Annotated in this window: 19 protein-coding genes; 13 read left to right on the forward strand and 6 right to left on the reverse strand. The window is 66.0% G+C overall.

The window, feature by feature from the left end:
• Nucleotides 1-146: 146 nt before the first annotated feature.
• The gene (locus GF399_12870) at nucleotides 147-473 is read right to left on the reverse strand and encodes a hypothetical protein (protein MBD3401207.1); all 327 of its coding nucleotides are present in this window, start codon (nucleotides 471-473) and stop codon (nucleotides 147-149) included.
• Between the two features lie 942 nt (nucleotides 474-1,415).
• Between GF399_12870 and GF399_12875 the strand changes: the two genes are divergently transcribed.
• The 10 genes from GF399_12875 (at nucleotide 1,416) to GF399_12920 (ending at nucleotide 10,203) form a co-directional block, all read left to right on the forward strand.
• Complete coding sequence (locus GF399_12875) at nucleotides 1,416-1,910, forward strand: hypothetical protein (GenBank protein ID MBD3401208.1); 495 nt, start codon at nucleotides 1,416-1,418, stop codon at nucleotides 1,908-1,910.
• A gap of 11 nt (nucleotides 1,911-1,921) precedes the next feature.
• The gene (gene tmk / locus GF399_12880) at nucleotides 1,922-2,575 is read left to right on the forward strand and encodes a dTMP kinase (protein MBD3401209.1); all 654 of its coding nucleotides are present in this window, start codon (nucleotides 1,922-1,924) and stop codon (nucleotides 2,573-2,575) included.
• Nucleotides 2,572-3,495 carry a DNA polymerase III subunit delta' gene (locus GF399_12885; protein MBD3401210.1) on the forward strand — a complete coding sequence of 308 codons (924 nt, stop codon included), beginning with the start codon at nucleotides 2,572-2,574 and terminating at the stop codon, nucleotides 3,493-3,495. Before tmk ends, GF399_12885 begins: the two co-directional genes overlap by 4 nt.
• Before the next feature lie 78 nt (nucleotides 3,496-3,573).
• The gene (locus GF399_12890; GenBank protein MBD3401211.1) at nucleotides 3,574-4,392 is read left to right on the forward strand and encodes a stage 0 sporulation protein; all 819 of its coding nucleotides are present in this window, start codon (nucleotides 3,574-3,576) and stop codon (nucleotides 4,390-4,392) included.
• Nucleotides 4,389-4,778, forward strand: a complete 390-nt coding sequence (locus GF399_12895) for a tetratricopeptide repeat protein (GenBank protein ID MBD3401212.1) — start codon at nucleotides 4,389-4,391, stop codon at nucleotides 4,776-4,778. Before GF399_12890 ends, GF399_12895 begins: the two co-directional genes overlap by 4 nt.
• Nucleotides 4,768-5,478, forward strand: coding sequence for a hypothetical protein (locus tag GF399_12900; protein MBD3401213.1), 711 nt, complete (start codon nucleotides 4,768-4,770; stop codon nucleotides 5,476-5,478). The genes GF399_12895 and GF399_12900 overlap by 11 nt, the downstream gene beginning before the upstream one ends.
• Before the next feature lie 276 nt (nucleotides 5,479-5,754).
• Nucleotides 5,755-8,604 (forward strand): BamA/TamA family outer membrane protein, encoded by a 2,850-nt coding sequence (locus GF399_12905; GenBank protein MBD3401214.1) that lies wholly within the window; start codon nucleotides 5,755-5,757, stop codon nucleotides 8,602-8,604.
• A 42-nt stretch (nucleotides 8,605-8,646) separates the two neighbouring features.
• On the forward strand, nucleotides 8,647-8,916 hold the full coding sequence (tcmP, locus tag GF399_12910) for a three-Cys-motif partner protein TcmP (protein MBD3401215.1): 270 nt from the start codon (nucleotides 8,647-8,649) through the stop codon (nucleotides 8,914-8,916).
• On the forward strand, nucleotides 8,917-9,408 hold the full coding sequence (tcmP, locus tag GF399_12915) for a three-Cys-motif partner protein TcmP (GenBank protein ID MBD3401216.1): 492 nt from the start codon (nucleotides 8,917-8,919) through the stop codon (nucleotides 9,406-9,408). It begins immediately after the preceding gene.
• A 48-nt stretch (nucleotides 9,409-9,456) separates the two neighbouring features.
• Complete coding sequence (locus GF399_12920) at nucleotides 9,457-10,203, forward strand: DUF5131 family protein (GenBank protein MBD3401217.1); 747 nt, start codon at nucleotides 9,457-9,459, stop codon at nucleotides 10,201-10,203.
• On the opposite strand, the gene GF399_12925 is transcribed toward GF399_12920, so the two are convergent.
• Together GF399_12925 and GF399_12930 are read right to left on the reverse strand one after the other, a co-directional pair.
• On the reverse strand, nucleotides 10,200-10,970 hold the full coding sequence (locus GF399_12925) for a hypothetical protein (GenBank protein ID MBD3401218.1): 771 nt from the start codon (nucleotides 10,968-10,970) through the stop codon (nucleotides 10,200-10,202). The genes GF399_12920 and GF399_12925 overlap by 4 nt on opposite strands.
• Complete coding sequence (locus GF399_12930; protein ID MBD3401219.1) at nucleotides 10,954-11,394, reverse strand: tRNA-specific adenosine deaminase; 441 nt, start codon at nucleotides 11,392-11,394, stop codon at nucleotides 10,954-10,956. Before GF399_12930 ends, GF399_12925 begins: the two co-directional genes overlap by 17 nt.
• 614 nt (nucleotides 11,395-12,008) lie before the next feature.
• Here GF399_12930 and GF399_12935 point away from each other — a divergent pair.
• The 3 genes from GF399_12935 (at nucleotide 12,009) to GF399_12945 (ending at nucleotide 14,955) form a co-directional block, all read left to right on the forward strand.
• Complete coding sequence (locus tag GF399_12935) at nucleotides 12,009-12,974, forward strand: GNAT family N-acetyltransferase (GenBank protein ID MBD3401220.1); 966 nt, start codon at nucleotides 12,009-12,011, stop codon at nucleotides 12,972-12,974.
• Between the two features lie 230 nt (nucleotides 12,975-13,204).
• Nucleotides 13,205-14,020, forward strand: coding sequence for an ATP-binding cassette domain-containing protein (locus GF399_12940; GenBank protein ID MBD3401221.1), 816 nt, complete (start codon nucleotides 13,205-13,207; stop codon nucleotides 14,018-14,020).
• 86 nt (nucleotides 14,021-14,106) lie between these two features.
• Nucleotides 14,107-14,955, forward strand: a complete 849-nt coding sequence (locus GF399_12945; protein ID MBD3401222.1) for an ABC transporter permease — start codon at nucleotides 14,107-14,109, stop codon at nucleotides 14,953-14,955.
• A 691-nt stretch (nucleotides 14,956-15,646) separates the two neighbouring features.
• Here GF399_12945 and GF399_12950 read toward each other — a convergent pair.
• The 3 genes from GF399_12950 to GF399_12960 form a co-directional block, all read right to left on the reverse strand.
• The gene (locus GF399_12950; protein ID MBD3401223.1) at nucleotides 15,647-16,459 is read right to left on the reverse strand and encodes a 2-hydroxyglutaryl-CoA dehydratase; all 813 of its coding nucleotides are present in this window, start codon (nucleotides 16,457-16,459) and stop codon (nucleotides 15,647-15,649) included.
• Nucleotides 16,456-17,727 carry a 2-hydroxyacyl-CoA dehydratase gene (locus GF399_12955; protein ID MBD3401224.1) on the reverse strand — a complete coding sequence of 424 codons (1,272 nt, stop codon included), beginning with the start codon at nucleotides 17,725-17,727 and terminating at the stop codon, nucleotides 16,456-16,458. The genes GF399_12950 and GF399_12955 overlap by 4 nt, the downstream gene beginning before the upstream one ends.
• Nucleotides 17,728-18,154: 427 nt before the next feature.
• The gene (locus GF399_12960) at nucleotides 18,155-19,936 is read right to left on the reverse strand and encodes an ATP-binding cassette domain-containing protein (GenBank protein ID MBD3401225.1); all 1,782 of its coding nucleotides are present in this window, start codon (nucleotides 19,934-19,936) and stop codon (nucleotides 18,155-18,157) included.
• Nucleotides 19,937-20,059: the final 123 nt, after the last annotated feature.

The following is a 20,059-nucleotide window of genomic DNA, read 5'->3' on the forward strand; positions in this document are numbered from 1 at the left end:
CGAACAAGCCGTCGGTTTGCGGTGAGGTCGTCGGCAGCTTCGCCTCAATGTTAGGAAACCGGCCGGTGGTTTGCAAGTCGGGTCTGCTCGTCAGCCCGGCGACATCGATCGACTGGCCGATGATGGAGGTTCCGGTTGGTGCTCATTCACTCGGCTTGCTGTTTGAGCCACTCTTCGCGTTGGGTTGGATCGGCCCAGACGGCTTCGCCCATTTTCTGTTGCAGGTGCTGACCGTCGTGGATGAGTTTGCGGATCTTGGGCAGGAAGTGGTTGTGGCGGACGAGGGAATCGAGGTCCAGGTAGAGCCGTTCGCCGAGTTCGTGGTAGCCGTTGGAGAGCCAGACGTTGCGGATCAGTTCCACGTCGTCGCGGCAGCCCTCGGCTATCTCGTCCAGGGTGTAGCCCTGACGGATGAGTTCGGCCAGGAGGTAGCGGCAATCCTCGGCCAGGGTTGGTCCGACGGGTCGTGCCATGGCGGAATCCTTTCCTTGGGGGCATGGTTTTTTGGCTGAGTTCGGCGGTTGTCGGCGGGGCCGGGGGTTGAGCGAGAGATGATAATATCTTCTACTTCCAATACTAGAATAGTTTATCCGTTGTAGTTTGGCAAGCCAATTTGTGTATCAGGCGGTCGAGGGTCTGGTTTGGTGGGGTCGTTGCGGTTTATCCGGCCTTCAGGATGGGGGCGGGGGTTTGTCGTATGGGGGCCGGGGATTCCGGGCGGGGGCGTCCCTTTTCTTGATGGGATTACCACCCGATTATCAACAAGCGCGCAGTCCACTCCTGAGAATGTATAGACGTTTTCGGCGTCTCGAGGGTTGAAGCGCAATGACCTTTCACGGATAACGAGCCTGCAGTTACGCTTGAAGCCGCCGTGGTAGGCTTTAAGGCTGTTGGCGCCGCCCCGGAAGTGCTCGAGGCCGTTGATATGTGTCCGTCATCAGCGAAATCCTGTTGGTTGTCGGTGCGCCTGTGGTGGATGCCGTTGAGCGACGGTTTCTTATGGGCCCGCCGGCCGTCGGCGTATCGGTGTAGCTGGTCGGGTCGAGCGCGGCCCGGCGAGCGACGGCGCGGCGGTAGTGTTAGCGCTAGCTGCATCTCGGACGGTCGGTGTGCCGCTCCCCCGACCCGCTCTTCCCCGCCACATTGTTCCCCTCGTCGGTGGCGGGATGACAGACCCGTTCACGCCGCTGTAAGATCCCAACTGCAATAGCTGATGTTCGTCTTCTGTGATGATCCCTTTTCTTCATTGAGCGGCTCCGTCGCGGGCCTGTCGGGCGAAGATGCCGCGGGCCGGCGTATGCTACAATGGTTTTGGTTCGTGTCGCCTGTCGTTGCGCTCCTGCGATCCAGCGGCTCGTTGAGCTGGAGGCGGGGTGTCATGTTCGATTGTGCAGGATTACCAGGGAAGGTCGGTGATGCGTCGTCTGTTGTTCTTCGTCTTGCTCGCCGTGACCGCGGCGAGCGCCATGAACCCCGCGAGCTGGTTGTTCGATGAACCCCACTTTACCTGGGGCGGCAAGCTGGGTTACCAGGACGCCTTCAGCGTCGGCGACGAGGACTATCCCGGCGCCTTCACCGGCGGGTTACGCTTCGCCGGGGTGCTGTTCCCGATGGCGGATTTGGCTCTGTGTCTGGATTACGCCGCCCCCGGCGGTCGCTCCCTGGCCCCCCTGTATCTGCAGACCCGGCTGCGGTTGCCCTGGCGTCTGACGCCGTATCTGAGCCTGGGCGGCGGGATGATCCTCGACGGGGGCGGCGAGCGGGCCATCGACTGGTTGGTGAACTACGGCGGCGGCTTGGAGTTCGGATTCGGCGGCTTGCTGGGTGTTTACGTCGACGCGCTCTGGCAGCGCAACGATGACTTGGATTACGTCGTTTTCAGTCTTGGTTTCTTCAGCCCCTTCTGGTGATCGAGCAGGCCATGTCCAGGGAAGAGCCAGCCCCGCGGGGGCTGTTGATCAGCTTCGAGGGCGTCGACGGCGCCGGCAAGAGCAGCCACGTCGAGGGGCTGGCGGCCGAGCTGCGCGGCGCCGGACGCGACGTCGTCACCCTGCGCGAGCCCGGCGGCACGCCCCTCGGCGAGCGGGTGCGCGAGCTGCTCCTCGACGCCGAACTCGAGCGCAGCCCCCGGGCCGAGCTGTTGCTGTTCCAGGTGGCCCGGGCCGAGCTGGTGGCCGAGCGTATCCGCCCGGCCCTGGAGGCGGGCGCCGTGGTCTTGATCGATCGCTTCAGCGATTCCACCCGCGCCTACCAGGGTTGGGGTTTGGAGCTGGAGCGCGGGCTTGTCGAGGACGCGCTGCGGCTGGCCACGGGCGGGCTGGAGCCCGATCTGGTGATCCTGCTGGACCTGGAACCGGCGCGGGGCCTGCGGCGGGTCAACTCCGCCGGCAAGCGCCACGACGCCATCGAGAGTCGGCGGCGGGATTTCCTCGAGCGGGTGCGGCGGGGCTATCTGGAGCTGGCCCGGCGGGAGCCGGAGCGCTGGCTGATCGTCGACGCCGCTCGTCCGCCCGCCGCCGTCGCCGCCGCCGTCAGCGGGCGGGTCCGGCGACTGCTCGACGGGGAGGATCGATGAGCACCTTCCGCACCAGCGTCCGCGGCCAGGAGACCGCCGCCGCCCTGCTGGGCCGCGCCGTCGCGGCGGGACGGCTGGGTCACGCCTACCTCCTTCACGGTCCCGCCGGGGTGGGCAAGGCCGCCCTGGCGCGGGATTTCGCCCGGGCCCTGGCCTGCGCCGATGGTACGGGCTGCGGCGACTGCGGACCCTGCCGGCGCTTCGATTCGGGCAACTACGCCGATTATCGCGCCCTGGACTCGACGGAGGCCGTCCTCAAGATCGAAGAGGTGCGTGAGCTGATCCTCTATCTGTCGCGCAAGCCCGTCGAGGGGCGGCGGCGGACCGTCCTCGTCCCGCGGGCCGAGCGGTTGACCGTCGAGGCCCAGAACGCCCTGCTCAAGACCCTGGAGGCCCCGCCGGCGGCGGCGGTGTTGTTGCTGACGACGGATTCGACGGAGGCCCTGCTGGAGACCATCGTCAGCCGCTGCCAGTTGATCGGCTGCCGGGCCCTGCCCCGGGAGCTGATCGCCGAGCTGCTGATCGCCGAGGGGGTGGAGGATGAGCGGGCGCGGCTGTTGGCCGGTCGGGCCGACGGCTCCCTGGCCCGGGCCCGTTCCCTGGCCGCCGACGACGAGCTCCTCGGTCTGGTCGACGGGTTGTGGGCTTCAGTGCGCCGGGGCGAGCTGGTCAAGCTGACGGCGGCCTGCGCCGAGCTGCCCGACCGGGCGCGCAGCCGCGAGCTGTTCGATGAGCTGGCCCGGCGGGCCGCCGAGGATCACGCCGCGGCCCGCGCGGAGGGCTCCGCCTGCGCCGCCTGGTTCGCCGCCGCCGGTCGTGAGCTGGAGCGCACCGCGCGCCTGATCGCCGCCAACGTCAACACCCGCCTGGCCGCCGAAACCGCGCTGAGCGCCCTGGCCCTGAGCGCTCCCCGAGGCTGATGCCCCGGTTGCCGCAGTTTGGTGAAACTAATTACCACTTTTTTCAGTGTATTAAGGGTACAACTTGCCGGGTGATCGATGCCTGACACCGACTGCCAGCCCCGTTATCTGGAGTTCCGCCTGCGCGAGGAGCACCTGCGCCTGGTGGGCTGCTGCCTCGACGCCGAGGTCCAGGTCGGCGACGGCTATCGGGTCGTTTTCAACGCCCGGGAGCGCTTCTGCGAGGTCAGCCGGGTCGACTTCCCCATCGACGAGAAAAGCCGCTTCCACCTGCCCTGCCGGGTGGTGGGACGCATCCGTGGCGACGACTACTGCCGGATGGCCCACGCCGCCCACCTCGAGCGCCGCGCCCGCCGGCTGTTCGCCGAGCTCGTCGGCCGGCTGCCCCTCAAGCTGGTCGACGTCTCCGCCGAGGTCGACGGCGAGTTGGTGACCTTCTTCTTCACTACGCCGCAGAAGGTCGATTACCGGCGCCTGGTGGCCATGCTGGCCCGACGCCTGGGTACGCGGATCGAGATGCGCCAGATCGGTGTGCGCGACGAGGCCCGCCGTCTGGGAGGCTTCGCCACCTGCGGGCGCGAGCTGTGCTGCGCCACCTGGCTGAGCGGGTTCGATCCGGTGACCATCAAGATGGCCAAGCAGCAGGACCTGGTCCTCAATCCCAGCCGCATCTCCGGCCTCTGCGGCCGGTTGATGTGCTGTCTGGCCTACGAGCACGAGTTCTACGTCGAGTTCAAGCGACGGCTGCCGCGGATGGGCAGCCGGGTGAGTCTGACGGACGGCCGTCAGGGCCGCCTGATACGCGCCGAGCCCCTCAAGGCCAGCGTCGTCGTCAAGCTCGACTCCGGCGACAGTGTCGAGGTCGAAGAGGAGCAACTGGTGAAAGGCGACAAGTGAGATTCCTAGCTACCATGCTGCTGCTGGCGGCGCTCGTTGCGGGTTCTACGGGCTGCGCCGCCCGCGCCGACGCCGCCGACTACCGGGCCTTCGCCGCCGAGGCCGCCCGGCGGGGCCTGTGGCGCGAGGCCGAGCTGCGCTGGCAACAGGCCCTCGAGCTGCAGCCCGGCGACGCCGAGTTGCTCAACAATCTGGCCGTGGCCGCCGAGGCCCTCGGTAACTACAACGAGGCACGCCGCCTCTACCGCCGGGCCCTGGACCTCGAACCCGGCAACGAGACCATCCGCGACAACCTGCTGGCTTTCAGCGACGCCCACCCCGGCCTGCTCGACGACGGGGAAGACGAACCGGCCGGCGACGCCGGAGGGGAGACCAATGGCGACTAGACGCCTCAGCTACCTGCTGTGTGCCCTCGCGCTGCTCCTCGGCTGCTACGCCTCGGGCACCCGGGTGATGCTGCGCCGCCGCGCCGAGAGCGAGGTCAACCCCGAGCGCTACGGCCGCCTGGTCCTGCTGGACCTCGACTATCGGGGCGAACTCGAGTTGGGTGAGATCACCGCCCGGCGGCTGCGCGAAGCCCTCGGCGAGATCGGCGACTTCGAGATCCTGCCCGAGAACCGCCTCCAACGGGCCCTCGAGGAAATCGGCGACTTCGACCCCCTCGACGTCGACCAGCTTATCCGCCTGGGCGAGCTGACCGGCGCCGAGCTCGTCGTCACCGGCGAGGTGACCTTCAGCCGCTACGGCAGCCTGGATTACTCGGAACGCCTCGCCGAAAGCTACGACGTCACCGAGGACGACAGCCCCTCGATGCTCTTCGGTCGCTCCGAGGAGGCCACCCAGCGCCAGAACGAGGAAACCTACGTCCTCTCGGTCACCCTGCGCGGCTACGACGCCGCCACCGGCGACCAGGTCTGGAAGAAGACCGGCGACGTCCAGACCACCCGGGAGCTGCGCAGCCGCACACCGCCAGGACGCTCCGAGTTGATGTCCATCTACACCAACCTGGTCAACGAGCTGGTCCGCGAGGTGCGGGACGGTCTGCAGACACACCTGGTCGAAGAGTTCCGCTACATCATCCCCTGAGAACCACTCACCTAAGCCCGACCCCGGGCGAGACCCTTTTCCTTACCGCTTGCACCGTTGCGTAAGGCTCGAAAACGTCTAGGCGGCTGAACCGGCACGGTTTTTGCGGAGGCGCAACCGCTCTTCCGCTTCGACGGGCGCCGAGATGCAAAAACCGTGCCGGTTCAGCCGCCGGACCCCGCCCTTCTTCAGCAGTCTCCAGTGAAGGGTCTCGCCCGTCGTACCGCCCCGCCGCCGTCGACCGGGAAACCGCACGGCGGACCCCGCGAGGAAACCGTGAAACGATCCCGAACCAGCGTATTTCTCGTCCTGCTGCTGTGCCTGGGCGCCGCCGCCCAGTACGGCGCCTTCGGCATCAACAAGGTGCGCGATGTCGAGATGGACTGGCAGATCCTGTCCACCGAGCACTTCGACGTCTACTACTACGGCGAGGGGGCCGAGGTCGTCGGCGGTGTGGCCGAGATGGCCGAGTCGGCCTGGAAGAAGCTCAAGAACGATCTGGGCAACGAGCCCACCCATCGCATCCCCTTCATCCTCTATAACTCCCAGCGCGACTTTCGCCAGACCAACATCACCCTGAGCTTCCTGCCCCAGGGCGTCGGTGGTTTCTCGGAGCCGGTGCGCAACCGGATCGTCATCCCCTTCGAGGGCTCCCAGCCGTTGATGTACGAGGTCATCGTTCACGAGCTGACCCACGTTTTCAACTTCTACAGCTTCTATCGCGATCTGGCCGGCGAGCTGCTGACCTCGGAGATCGGTACGCCGGACTTCTGGTTCATGGAGGGCCTGGCCTCCCACGAGGCCCGTCAGTGGGACACCGACGCCCGGATGGTGTTGCGCGACGCCGTGCTCTCCGACAACATCGTGCCGTTGAAGCAGTTCGCCGTCGGTTCCTACATCCCCGGCTACCTGCTCTACCTGGCTTACAAGGAGGGTCACAGCGCCGTCGACTTTTTCGTCGAGCGCTACGGCGGGGACGCCCTGCCCGAGCTGATCCGGGCCGTGGCCGCCGATCCCGCCCGCGATGTCTCGCAGGCCCTCGAGCAGGTCATCGACAAGGACCTCGACGAGTTCACCGACGAGTGGATCATCCACCTCAAGCGACGCTATTGGGTCGACCTCGTCGAGGGGCGTCGCCCCGAGGATTTCAGCACCCGCATCACCGACGCCGGGGACGAGTACAAGAGCTACCTCGGGCCGCGCTTCTCCCCCTCCGGCGACCTGGTGGCCGTGGTCTCCAACCTCGACCGCGGAGCCCACGTCTACCTGATCGACTCCCACGAGGGCAGGGTCTTCGACCGGCTGACCCGTTCCGGCGACTTCGACTACCTCTCCACGGAGGGGCGCACCCTGGCCTTCTCCCCCGATGGTGACAGCCTGGCCCTGGTGGCCACCGAGGACGTCTGGCAGGGTATCTACCTCGTCGACGTCGTCAGCGGCGACATCTACCGTGAGTTCGGCGGGCTGGAGCTCGACGACATCAGCGGGCTCTGCTACTCCGCCGACGGTCGCCACCTCTACCTGACCGCCCAGCTACGCGGCTACGTCGACCTCTTCCGCCTGGACACCGCCGGCGGTGAGCTGACCCGGCTGACCGAGAGCCCCTACCTCGAGGCCCACCCCGTCGCCTCACCCGACGGCGAACGCCTGGCCTTCACCCTCGAGGAAGAAGACGGCACCCACCTGGCCGAGATGGAGCTCGATTCCGGCGAGATCACCGTGCTGACCGCCGGGCCCAACGAGGACCGCTATCCCGACTACTACCCCGACGGCGAGCGTCTGGCCTTCAGCTCCGACCGCGTCGGCCCCTCGAACATCTTTTGTTACGACCGCCGTGACGGCGCGATCACCCAACTGACCGACTCCCTGCGCGACATCTTCAACCCCGACGTCTCCGCCGACGGTGGGAAGCTGGTCTTCAACGCCTACAAGGAGATGACCTTCCAGGTCCACGTGATGGACCTCGACCGCTCCGTCGACGAGGTTTACGACACCGCCCTGGACGAGCTGACCCTCGAGAGCGAAGGGCCGCCGATCCGCAGCGGCTATGAGGTCGGCGACCTGACCAAGATCGGCTCCATCCAGCCCTGGGAGTACGACCTGAAGCTGGAGGGCGGTAGCGCCCAGGCCGAGTACACCACCGGCGGGGCCTTCCGCGCCGTGGGCTACGTCACCGGCTCCGACACCCTCGGCGACCACCGCCTGTTCGTCAAGTTCGGTCTGACCGACGTCGCGACCATCGAGGATCTCGATCTCGACGCCGCCTACTACTGGCTCAAGTACCGCCCGACCTACGGCGTGCGCGGCTTCACCTGGAAGGAGTACTACCTCTTCGCCGACGGCTACTTCTGGGAGCGCCTATCCGGCGGCCAACTGACCGTCAGCTATCCCCTGTCACAGAGCTGGCGCGTCGACGCCAACCTCACCGGCTACGAGCAGGGCCGCAAGTACTACTACTTCGACGGCTCGACCTACGAGGACTACATGAGCGTCATCGGTCCCGGGGTCAACCTCGTCTACGACGACACCGAGTGGTACTATTACTTCCCCATCAAGGGACTGCGCCTCAACCTCGGCTACCAGCGACCCCTGGCCCTGCTGGGCTCCGACTGGGAGTACAACCGCCTGACCCTCGACCTGCGCGCCTACCTGTTGCTGTTCCAGACCTCCGGCTTCGCCTGGCGCCTCTACAGCAGCTTCAACTTCGGCGGCGAGCCCTTCGACCCCGTCGAATATCTCGGCGGCGCCCTCGACCTGCGCGGCTACGGCTACACCGAGTTCGTCGGCAACAACGTCGCCTTCACCAACCTCGAGTTCCGCCTGCCCGTCATCGACCGCATCGACTTCGGCTTCCTTCCCGGTTTCATCCTGGGCAACTTCCGCGGCGTGGCCTTCTTCGACGCTGGACTGGCCTGGGACAATGTCGACGGCGAGCTCGACTTCTCCAAGCTCGAGCTGTGGACCGAGGATCCCGAGTTCCACTTCGTCGACCTCAAGGCCTCGATGGGGCTGGGGTTGCGCTGGGCCTCCCTGGGGCTGCCGCTGCGCTTCGACTGGGCCTGGCCCTGGAACGGCCGCGACTTCGAGGACGCCGAATTCCACTTCTCGATCTATTGGGAGTTTTGATGTCAGGGGGATTTCGTATAGTCAAATAAGGAGGTGGTTTAGATGTTTGAGTTTGATGAGGTAAATGATTGGACTCTCATCAAGCACGATATCATAAAGGAATATGCTCATGCATATACAACTATATTAAACAAAAAGGGTTTTAAGAAATATTATATTGATGCATTTGCTGGCGCTGGAATGCATAAGAAGCGTTGTGACGGTGAATTTGTAAATGGTAGTCCTCTAAATGCATTAGATATTATTCCTTCCTTTAATCGCTTCTTGTTTATAGATTTAGATGGTGATAAGATAAGTCATCTTAAAATATAAATTGGAAGTAGAAACGATGTTGTATTTAAAGAGGGGGATTGTAATTGTCATTTAAGAGAAATCTTTCCAAAAATAAGCTATAATGCTAAACAGCGTGCTCTTTGCATATTAGACTCATATGGATTGCATATAAAGTGGGATGTAATAAAATTAGCAGGAAAACAAAAATCAATAGAATTATTTATCCATTTTCCCGTCATGGATATACAAAGAAATGCATTATGGGCGAATCCGGATCGTTTACCTGAGGATAAAATTGAAAGAATGAATAGAGCCTGGGGTGATTCATCGTGGCTCGATGTTTCATATGATAATTCACAGCTAACATTTAATGGGGAAAAGCATAAAGTGAAAAAGAAGACCGAGGCGATATTAAATGAGTTTCGTAATAGATTAATAAATATTGCTGATTATTTTTGTACCAAAGCCGAAGCCAATGAAAACAAAACGTGGTTCAATTATTTACTATTTATACTTTGCTTCGCAGGTTAATATCGCAGGTAAAATTGTAAAAGACATCTTTCGTAAACCAAGATAGATATGGCCATTAATACTCCCATCGAGTGGACCTCCTCCACCTGGAACCCGGTCACCGGCTGCACGAGGATCAGCCGGGGCTGCGATCACTGCTACGCCGAGCGCCTGGCCAAGCGTCTGCGGGCCATGGGCCAGGCCAAGTATCGCAACGGCTTCGCGGTGACCCTCCACGAAGACGAACTCGAACGACCCTTTGCCTGGAAGAAACCCCACCTGATCTTCACCTGCTCCATGGGCGACCTGTTCCACGAACAGGTTCCTTTCGAGTTTATCGAGCGGGTTTTCGACGTCATGGCCCGGACGGAGCGCCACGTCTACCAGGTGCTGACCAAGCGCGCCGCGCGGCTGGCGGAGCTGGCGCCAGGGCTCGATTGGCCGGACAATATCTGGATGGGGGTCACCGTTGAGGCGGCGGATTATCTGCAGCGAGTTGCCCACCTGAGGCGGGTTCCGGCGCGAGTGCGCTTTCTCAGCCTGGAGCCCCTGCTGGGTCCGGTGGACGAATTGAACCTGGAGGGCATCGACTGGGTCATCGTCGGCGGCGAGTCGGGGCCGGGGGCCCGCGTGTTGCGCAAGGAATGGGTCTACCAGGTGCGGGAGAAGTGCGCAGCCGCCGGGGCGGCCTTCTTCTTCAAGCAGTGGGGCGGGACAAACAAGAAAAAGTCCGGCCGCCTGCTCGACGGTCGGACCTACAGCGCCATGCCGGAAACCTTACGGAAACACTCGCCGCAGTTGCTGCTCGCCCCCTAGCTCCACTCCGTGCTGACCACGCAGGCGTCCGGGCCGTCGGGCGTCTTTTTCAGTGCGCTCAGGTAACGACCCGCGCCGAGGTCGGCGGTGAAGACCCGCAGCTCCTCGTCCAGCAGGGCCTCGGCCAGGTAGTTGACCGTCAACCCGCGCAGTTCGTGATCCCGATGCCGGTCGCCGGGGAAGGAGTCCAGCACCCAGTCCAGATAGCGCGAGCTGGTCAGATGGCCGTTCAAGTCCAGATCGTGGTAGCGCACGCGGAAGCTGGCGGTGGGTTCGCCCGCGGCGGGGGGCTCGAGCTTCTCCGGCGGGCCGAGGAGGTCGGCGTATTCGGCGACGACGACGTGCTCGGCGTAGGACTCGGTGCGGCGGGGCCGTCGTCGGGCGGCGTCGATGGCGAACCACAGTGAACTCGCCCGAGCCAGTTCGCCACCCTTGCGATCGGTCAGGAAAAAATCGCGGTGGAAGTAGAGCTTCTCGCGGGCGGGGACGCTGGTGTAGACGCGGAGGGTCTCGCGCCAGCGCGGCCGGCGGACGAGGCGCATAGTGAAGCGGCTGAGCACCCAGGCCAGCCCCTGGCGGGTGAAGTCGCGCGTTCCCATCCGCAGGTGCTCGGCGTGGCCCCAGGCGGTCTCCTGCATCAGCCGGCAGAGGTGGGGCGCCGGCGCCCGGCGGCGGGCGTCGGTCTCCCAGGAGTTGATCCGGTAGTCGTCGACCCAGACCTCGTGGGCCGCGGCCAGGGCGGCGGGCTTGTCAGCGCTCAGTCCCACGCAAGCTCCGGAAGAAAGTTTTCAACAGCTCCTCGGCGGCTTCGGCGAGGATGCCGCCGGTGATCTCCAGGCGGTGATTGAGCCCCTCGACGCCGCCCAGCTCGACGACGGAGCCCAGGGCGCCGAACTTGGGCGAGGCCGCCCCGTAGACCAGACGGTCGATCCGCGCCAGATAGCAGGCCCCCAGGCACATCGCGCAGGGCTCGAGGGTGACGTAGAGGGTGCAGCCGGAGAGGCGCCGCCGCCCCAACTCCCGCGCCGCGGCGCGCAGGGCCTCGAGCTCGGCGTGGGCCGTGGCGTCGTCCAGTTCCTCGATGCGGTTGCGCCCTCGGGCGATCAGGACGCCGTCGCAAACCACCACGGCGCCGACGGGGGCCTCGTCGGCCGCCGCCGCCGCCCGGGCCTCCCCGAGGGCCTGCTCCATCCACCGCCTGTCGACGGACTGTTCCACGGCGGCGAGTTTAGCCCAGCGGGGGTCCGGTATCAAGCCCCGGGGATCGTCGAGGACCGGCGCGGTTCTTGCGCCGGGTCGAGCCGGTCGATAGCCGGGTCGACTCGGCCTGCAATGAACCGTGACGGTCCGCCGGGGCGCGCCCGGCCGTCGAATTCCGGGTGTTGGAAAAATGTTCTTGACACCCCGCCCGGAGGCGTCTATATTACTACCAGTTACACGCGGGTAGAACCGACCGCCATTATTCTACACTGGAACGCCGGGTTATTTGCAGTCCCGGCAGCCGAACGAGGTGCGAGTGAATCGTTATCGCGACAGCCACGGAGGCGTGATGAGCGCTACGGCCCGCCGGCCGTACGTCGACGCCTGCGCCGGTGTCTGGGTGCGTCTTAATGCGCCCCTCGGCGGTGACTTCATCACCCTCACTGTACCTCGACGGCGAAGTGGACCCTAGAATATAGGGCATCAAAATACCAAGCCGCCGTCGAGGGAAACCTCGGCGGCGGTTTTTTACGCGCCCCAACGGCGGCTCGACGGACCGCCCGCGCTGGACAATCATCATTATTCGTTTGTTAACGGGAGTGACCATGCTGATCAGGCACTATCGACCCGCGGACCTGGCCGCCCGCACCCGGTTGATCAACCGCTGTCGACCGCTGTACCCCACCAGTTCGGCGGTGCTGGCCCACTGGGACAACCGGCAACCCGCCGCCGGCTATCGCTATTTCGTCGTCGGTGAGCACGACGGCGCCCTCGTCGCCGAGGCCGATCTCAATTCCTGTGATTGGAGCGTCAAGGGCGGGGTCTACCAGCTGGACCTGCTGGTCGATCCGTCCCGGCGCCGCCGGGGTTACGGACGCCGGCTGTGGCAGCAGGTGCTGCGCCAGCTCGAGCGCCTCGACTGGAGCGAGCTGCTCGTCGACGCCTCGGCGGACTGCAAGCCCGCCGTGGCTTGGATCAAGCTTCTGGGCTTCGAGCTCTGCGACACCGAGCTGCCCTCGCGGCTGGAGCTCCGCCGCTACCGGCGACCCGCCGATTACGACGCGGCCCTCGAGCGCTTCACCGGTCAGGGCTTCGAGCTGCGGAGCTACGGGGAGATCCGCGATGACGATAAAGAGGAGAAGCTCTGGCGGTTGACCGAGGACGTCACCGCCGACATGCCGGGCAGCCTGGAGTACCAGCGGCGCAGCCTGGAGAGCTGGCGGCGGGTGATGGACAGCCCGGCCAGGGATATCGACACCACGCTGATCGCCCTCGACGCCGCCGAGTTCATCGGTTTGACCAGCCTGGCCCGTTACGCCGGACCCCATGCGGCGGCGGAGATCGACTGCACCGGCACCCGGGCCGACTACCGCGGTCGCGGCGTGGCCACGGCGCTGAAGTACGCCAGCGTCGACCGGGCCCGCGAACACGGCGTCCCGGCGATCTACACCTTCAACGCCGACGGCAACGAGGCCGTGCTGAGCATCAACCGCAAGCTCGGCTTCCAGCCCCAGCCGCCCTGGCTGTGCTTCAGCCTGAAGAACGATACCGCCGACGATTACGGCATCTGAGAATACACCGACCGTTAAGGAGGGAAGATGGAACGGATCATCCGCACGGAGCGGCGCGGGGAGCGTCTGCGCCTGATCAACCGCCCCCGCGTTCGCGCGGCGGCCGTCTGGACCCGGCGCCGCAGGCACCAATCCACCCTTCCCCGACCGGATCACGCCTGAGACGGGCGCCGGCCGGGGAGCGCGACCAAGACGACAACGGAGGCCGTCCTCCGCTTTAAGGAGCAACCATGGTTACCACGAACGAATACGCCGTGCGCTGCACCGGCCTGGCCAAGCAGTTCAAGAGAGCCTTCGCCCGCAAGAAGAAGAACGGCGGAAAACGCGTCGTCCTCGCCCTGGACGGCATCGATTTCACGGTCCGCCGGGGGGAGATCTTCGGCATCATCGGCCCCAACGGCTCCGGCAAGAGCACCCTGGTGCGCTGCCTGTCGACCCTGCTGTTCCCCGACAGCGGACGGATGGAGGTCTTCGGCCTCGACGTCATCGACGAGGCCCCCCGGGTCAAGCGGCTGATCAATCGGGTCAGTGTAGACGCGGCCTTCTTCAAGAAGCTGTCGCCCTACGAGAACCTGATCTACGCCGCCCGGCTCTACGGCGGCCGCCGAACCGACGTCAAGGAGGAGGCGCAGCGCATCCTCGACGGCCTCGACTTCCCGAAGGACAAATTCAGGGAACCGATGCAGGAACTCTCCCGGGGCCAGCAGCAGAAGGTGGCCATCGCCCGGGCGCTATTGACCTCGCCGGTGCTGCTGCTCCTCGACGAGCCCACCACGGGGCTGGACCCCAAAAGCAAGCTCCAGGTGCAGGCCTTCGTCCGCCGGCTGCGACGGGACCATGACGCCACGGTCCTGTTGACCAGCCACGACATGGACGAGGTCGAGCGGATCTGCGACCGTCTGGCCATCATGGACGACGGCCGGATCCTGGAGACGGGCACCGCCGCCGAGCTGCGCGAGCGTCATCGCGACAACGGCAGTCTGCCCACCCTGGAGCAGGTCTTCCTCAAGGTCGCCGGTCACGGTTGGCGGCCCGAGGAGGAATAACCGACCCGCAACTGACGGGGACGGCTTGTCCGTTCGCGGCTCCGTCCCCGTTGCAGCCCTTTTTGACCTCCGAAGGGAGGCCCGAGATGTCCGAGAAGCAACCGACAACCGTCAAGAAAGCCCGCCCCCGCCTGCTGAATAGTTTCGCCCGGGAGGCCAAGGCTTCCTACGCCTTCGTCGAACGCAACTTCAACCTCGTCAAACGTTACATCAACTGGGAGATCGTCTTCCTGGCCTACACCATCGTCAACACCCTGACCATCGGCCTGATCGCCGTCGGTCAGCCCGGCGCGGACCGGGTGCTCTACCTCGTGGTGGGGGCGCTGCTCTGGAGTTACCTGTCGGTACTCTTCGAGGTGGTCAGCGAGGACGTGGCCTGGGAGCGCTGGGAAGGGACCATCGAGTACACCTTCATGGCCCCGGTGACCCGGCTGACCCGCCTCGGCGGCACCTGCTTCTTCGCCGCGGTCTACGGCCTGCTGCGCACGGCCATCGTGCTGGGCGTGGTGGTGCTGTTCTTCGACCTCTCCCTGGCCGGAGCCAATATCGGCGCCTTCATGATCGTGCTGGCCTCGTCCAGCTTCGCCTTCATGGGGTTGGGCATCATCGCCGCCGTGCTGCCGCTGATCAGCCCGGAGAAGGGCGCCCAGGCGACGCACATCATCCAGGCGCTGATCCTGCTGGTCTCCGGCGTCTACTACGAGATCGACGTCCTGCCGGCCTGGCTGCGGCCGCTGTCCTACGTCAGCCCGGCGACCTACACCCTGCGGGCCAGCCGCGCCGCCCTGCTCGACGGCGCCGGGCTGGAAAGCCTGTGGGGCGACATCCTGATCCTGCTGGGCATGGGGGTGGCGCTGATACCGCTGGGCCTGTGGATCTTCGGCCTGGCCGAGCGCCACGCCAAGCGCACCGGCAAGCTCAAACGCAGCGGCTGAAGAAAAACCGCTGGAACTGAAACCGGCGCCAATTTCTTGTATCTTATAGAGACACAGGGGGAGATGAAGGCCCCCGACAACCGCGGAAAGGAGGGCAACCATGAAGCTCACCAAGTTCAAGCAGCGCCGGAGCGTGCGCACCGTCGGCCTCTACGGCTTACGTACGCCATAACGGATCGTGCGCGGCGGTGACGCTGAAAACGGCGATTGCCGTCGACGCGATCCGGCGGAGGCACTGCCTCTACGGCTTACGCACGCCGTAGCGGGTCGCCCACAATAAACCTGAACCACCAACTCCACTCCAAGGAGATAAGCATGTATCCCTTCGACGATTTGAGTCTCGCCCGCCAGCAGGACCTCGAAGCCCTGTTCAGCAACCTGAGCAGCATCGACGGCGGCGACGAGAAGGAAAACCTCTAGTCCGCCTCAAGAAGCGAACGTAAACACGGAAAACCGGCGGGGTTTCGCGACCCCGCCGGTCGTACTATGGCTCTGCCGGATTGTCGTAGGGGCGGCCGTCCGCAGCCGCCCGCTGCTTTACCCAGCCGACGGGGTGCCCGAGCCCCCGACCGGCGGGGCGGGACGGGGCTTCGCCCAGGGCCGGCGCGGTTGTTGCGCCGGGTTCTCCCGCCGGGGAGAACCCGGCCTGCAAGAACCGTGACGGCCCGGGGGTGGGCGCTGCGCCTTACGGTTATCCGTCAGCGGTTGCCCGACGCTCCCGGCAGAGCAGCGCGGCGCCCAGGGCGCCGACGAACTGCGGCTCGCTCAGCACGACGGGGCGGACGCCCAGCGCCGCGCCCAGGGCCTCGACCACGGCGGGGTTGAGCGCCACGCCGCCGGAGAGGGCGACGCTCTCCCGCAGCCCGACCTTGCGGGCCATCCCCGAAACGCGCTCGGCGACGGCCTCGACCAGGCCGCGGGCGATTGCGGCGCGCGGGGCGCCCCGGGCCAGCAGACCGATGACCTCGCTCTCGGCGAAGACGGTGCACATGCTATTGATGCGGCTGGCTCTTTCCGCCTTCAGGGCCAGGTTGGAGAAGCGCTCGAGGTCCGTTTCCAGGGCTCGGGCCATCACCTCGAGGAAGCGCCCGGTGCCGGCGGCGCAACGATCGTTCATCACGAAGCGCAGCACGGAACCTTCGGCACCCACGGCGACGGCCTTGGTGTCCTGGCCGCCGATGTCGATCAGGGTCAGCTCGGCCCGTCGCAGGGCGAAGGCCCCCCGGGCGTGGCAGGTGATCTCGGTGATCCGCTCGCCGGCGAAGCCGACGAGTTCGCGCCCGTAGCCCGTGGCGGCGACGGACGCCCCGTCGGGGTCGTCGAGGCCGGCCGCGGCCAGCGCCTGACGGGCCGCCCGCTCCCCGGAAACCCCCGTCGGGATCACGCCCCGGCCGAGGACGGCTCCGGCGGCGTCCACCACGACGGCCTTGGTCGCCGTCGATCCCACGTCGACGCCGGCGAAGGCGCGGGGGGACCGGGCGGTCCCCCCGTCGTCACCGCTCACAGCGACTCCACGAAGGCGTCGATGCGCGTCTTGAGCTGCTCGACGTCGCCCATGCTGTAGTCGCTCTCCAGGGAGAGCAGGGGGATGCCCTCCCGCTCCAGCCGGTCGCGGACCAGCTTATCCTCGACCAGGTAGGGGGTGCAGAAGGAGAGGGTGTAGTTGATCACCCCCCGGGCGCCCGAGGCCCCGGCCAGCTCGACGATGTCGTCCAGGCGCTCGGTGTTGGGGGTGAAGCAGGCGCAGTGGATGTTGAAGTAGCGCCGGGCGAGCGCCTCGAGCATGCCGTCCAGATCGGCGGCGTCCTCGTCGACCAGCTCGCTGTAGTATCGGCTGCCGACGCAGCTCTCCTCAGCCACGATGACCCGTTGCGGTCCCTCGACGACGTGGTGCAGCTTCCAGTTGGGGATGGCGTAGGGGGTGCCCGAGGTCATCAACGGCACGGCGTCGGCGGCGAAGGGGCTCTCGCCCCGGCCGACGCGGGCCTCGACCTCGTCGGCCAGCTTGGTCACCGAGGCGGTGAAGCGCGCGGGATCGTCGTAGAAGGCGATCTGGTTGATCAGCAGGGCGTCCTTGCCGCTGATGGGCACGGGGCGTCGCCAGCGCAGCTTATTGAGCCGCTGCAAGGCGCGGCGCTTGTTGTTGTGCAGCTCGATGGCCGCCCGCAGTTTTTCCGCGGTCAGCTTGTTGCCGGTCAGCTCCTCGAGGTAGTCGACGAAGGCGGACAGTTCGGCCCGCCAGAGCTTGAAGGTCTCGTCGTTCTTGCGGTGGGGGATCTCCAGCACCCGCACCGGGTGTTTCTCGCCCAGGACCTCGTAGGCCTTGGTTTTACCATCGCAAGTTGTTTCACCGATGATGACGTCGGTGGCCTCGAAGTAGGGGCAGATCATCCCGGCCTTGAAGCCGTAGAAGCTCTTGATCAGCGGGCAGAGATTGCGCGGCAGATCGACCTCGGCGTCGGGAATGGAGAAGTCCGTTCCGGCGCAGAGTCCGACGCCGATGGCCTCGAGGGCGGTCAGCAGCTCGTCGGGGACATAGAGACAGAAGGTGCCGACGACCTTGCCGCCGGCGGCCTTGTGCTCGAGCAGCTCCTTGATCCGCAGGCCGTGGATTTCGCTGATGACGAAATCGAAGTAGTCCATGGCCGCGGGGCGCTGGTCCTGCTGGAGGTAGACGGCGGGATAGAACTCGTTGAGGATCCCGAGCAGCCGGTCGTGCTTGTCGAGATCCAGGCCGAGCTTCCGCCACATGGGGTGGTGGTCTTCGGGCATCGAAACAACCTCCTCGGTACGGGTGGGGACGGTGGCCGAGGAGGTTGACGACGGGAGGCCGGGTGGTTCACCCGGGAACCCGGACGACGTACCCCGTCGGCCCGGCGAAACTTGCGCGGGCGGCCCGCTCCGAGCCGCCGACGGCGCACGTTCAGGTGCGCCGCGTCGCGACCTGGGCTCAGGTGCGGTGGTACATCGTCACTCCCGGGTTGGGTTGGTACGAGGCTCGACTAGTTTATTATCCCTTTGCAATACTGTCAACGGCGATGGGAAAACCGCAGCCTCTACTAATCCGCCGGGATGAACTCGGGCCGTTGTTCCGTCGTGGGGACCGGACGACCGGGCGGCCCGTGTCGCCTCGATATGACAACGGCGGAGAGTATCTCCGCCGTGCAGGGTGTTGCCGCGGTTTCGGTCCGGGGGCCGCTCAGCCCGTCGCCCGGCGGCCCGAGCCCGGAGCGTAGTAGTCCTCCAGCTCGGCGATGCCGATCAGTTCCTGCTCCGGCAGCACCAGCACCCGCTCGACGCCGATGTGGCGCAGGAAGTAGCGGTCGTGGGAGACGACGAGGGCGGCGCCGTCGTACTCGATCAGGGCGCGCTCCATCGACTCCCGGGCCCAGAAGTCGAGGTGGTTGGTCGGTTCGTCGAGGAGCAGCAGGTTGCGATCCAGGCAGACGAGCTGGGCCAGGGTCAAGCGGGTCTTCTCGCCCTGGCTGAGCACGCCGACGGGCTTCTCCACGTCCTCGGCGCCGAAGTCGAAGCGGGCCAGATGGGAGCGGGCGGCGGTCAGCCGCAGCCCGGTGACCTCTTGCAGCTCCTCGAGGACGCCGGCCTCGGGGTCCAGGGTGTCGTGCTCCTGGGCCAGGTAGCCCAGCCGGACGTTGAGCCCCAGCTCGACGTAGCCCTTGCGGGGCTGGAGGGCGCCGGTGGCCAGGCGCAACAGGGTGGTCTTGCCCGAGCCGTTGGGGCCGACGACGGCCAGGCGCTCCCCGCGGCGCAGCTCGAGGTCCAGTTTGCGCAGGATCATCCGCGGCCCGTAGCCCGCCGTCACTCCGGCGTAACGCAGCGTCCACTCCCCGGGGCGGGTGGAGCGGCGGAAGCCGAAATCCGGTCCCCGGCGCTCGGCCAGGACGCTGACGGGCTCGAGGCGGGCCAGCTTGCGTTCGCGGTCGTGAGCCTGGGTGGAGCGGTTGCCGGCTTTGTACCGGCGGACGTAGGCCTCGAGCTTGGCCCGCTCCTCGGCCCGGGCGGCGGCCTGTTTGAGCTGCAGCTCACGGCGGCGGCGGCGCTGCTCGACGTAGGCCGAGTAGTTGCCGCGGAACAGGTGGGCGGAGGCGCTCTCGGGTTCGATCTCCAGCACGCGGTTCGCCAAACGGTCGATAAAGGCCCGATCATGGCTGACGATGATCAGCGCGGCCTCGCTGCGCCAGAGGTAACGCTCCAGCCAGGTCACCGCCGGCAGGTCGAGGTGATTGGTCGGCTCGTCGAGGATGAGGAGTGTCGGCTCGCCCAGCAGCAGCCGAGCCAGGGCGAGTTTCGTCTTCTGGCCGCCGGAGAGGGTGCTCAGGGGTCGGCCGTGCTTGACTTTGCCCAGGCCCAGGCCGGAGAGCACCCGGCGGACCCGGTGCTCGAGCTCGTAGCCACCTCGTTTGTCGAAGCGCTCGGTCAGCCGTTCGAGGCGGCGCAGCAGTTTGGCGGTGTAGCTGCGATCACCGGCGTAGCGGCCCAGCTCCCTGTGCAGCTTCTCGATCTTGCGCCCCAGCTCCTCGAGCCGGGCGAAATCACGCGAGACGTAGGCGCCGACGGTGACGTGGGACGGTTCCCGCAGCACCTGGGGCAGGTAGCCGAGGACTTCGTTTTTGGAAAGTTCGACGGCGCCCTCGTCGGGTTCGCGGTCGCCGACGAGCATCTCCAGCAGGGTGGTCTTGCCGCAGCCGTTGGGGCCGACGACGGCCAGGCGTTCGCCGGCGGGCAGGTCGAAGGACACCCCGGTGTAGAGCGGGGTGTTGCCGACGTAGGCGGCGAGGTCGACGGCGCGTAGCATGGCGCTTCCAAGGAAAGTGTTTGCGGAGGGCGATGATACAGCAGCGGGACTCCCGGGGGCAAGGGTCGGGGTGTTCGGCGCCGGGCCGTCACGGTTCGTTGCAGGCCGAGCCGAGTCGGTCTCGCGACCGGCTCGGCTCGGCGCAAGAACCTTGCCGGCCCTCATTCGTCGCGCATTTGCGGCGCTCGGGCCTGCCGGGCGAGCGGCTCGCCGGGGCGTTGAAGCGGTGGGGCTCCAGGCCCCCCTGCGTCAAGGGTACTGTCTACAGCGGTCCACGTAGGGCGGACC

The sequence above is a fragment of the Candidatus Coatesbacteria bacterium genome, assembly GCA_014728225.1.
In the GTDB taxonomy this organism is placed as follows: domain Bacteria; phylum RBG-13-66-14; class RBG-13-66-14; order RBG-13-66-14; family RBG-13-66-14; genus WJLX01.

Bases quoted from the DNA above. Each gene is read 5' to 3' on its own strand.
- GF399_12955 (MBD3401224.1), bottom strand. From the start codon at position 17,727: ATGCCCGAAGACCACCACCCCATGTGGCGGAAGCTCGGCCTGGATCTC.
- GF399_12960 (MBD3401225.1), bottom strand. From the start codon at position 19,936: ATGAGGGCCGGCAAGGTTCTTGCGCCGAGCCGAGCCGGTCGCGAGACC.
- GF399_12890 (MBD3401211.1), top strand. From the start codon at position 3,574: ATGCCTGACACCGACTGCCAGCCCCGTTATCTGGAGTTCCGCCTGCGC.
- tmk (MBD3401209.1), top strand. From the start codon at position 1,922: ATGTCCAGGGAAGAGCCAGCCCCGCGGGGGCTGTTGATCAGCTTCGAG.
- GF399_12945 (MBD3401222.1), top strand. From the start codon at position 14,107: ATGTCCGAGAAGCAACCGACAACCGTCAAGAAAGCCCGCCCCCGCCTG.
- GF399_12940 (MBD3401221.1), top strand. From the start codon at position 13,205: ATGGTTACCACGAACGAATACGCCGTGCGCTGCACCGGCCTGGCCAAG.
- GF399_12900 (MBD3401213.1), top strand. From the start codon at position 4,768: ATGGCGACTAGACGCCTCAGCTACCTGCTGTGTGCCCTCGCGCTGCTC.
- GF399_12885 (MBD3401210.1), top strand. From the start codon at position 2,572: ATGAGCACCTTCCGCACCAGCGTCCGCGGCCAGGAGACCGCCGCCGCC.
- GF399_12870 (MBD3401207.1), bottom strand. From the start codon at position 473: ATGGCACGACCCGTCGGACCAACCCTGGCCGAGGATTGCCGCTACCTC.
- GF399_12875 (MBD3401208.1), top strand. From the start codon at position 1,416: ATGCGTCGTCTGTTGTTCTTCGTCTTGCTCGCCGTGACCGCGGCGAGC.
- GF399_12935 (MBD3401220.1), top strand. From the start codon at position 12,009: ATGCTGATCAGGCACTATCGACCCGCGGACCTGGCCGCCCGCACCCGG.
- tcmP (MBD3401215.1), top strand. From the start codon at position 8,647: ATGTTTGAGTTTGATGAGGTAAATGATTGGACTCTCATCAAGCACGAT.
- GF399_12920 (MBD3401217.1), top strand. From the start codon at position 9,457: ATGGCCATTAATACTCCCATCGAGTGGACCTCCTCCACCTGGAACCCG.
- GF399_12930 (MBD3401219.1), bottom strand. From the start codon at position 11,394: ATGGAGCAGGCCCTCGGGGAGGCCCGGGCGGCGGCGGCGGCCGACGAG.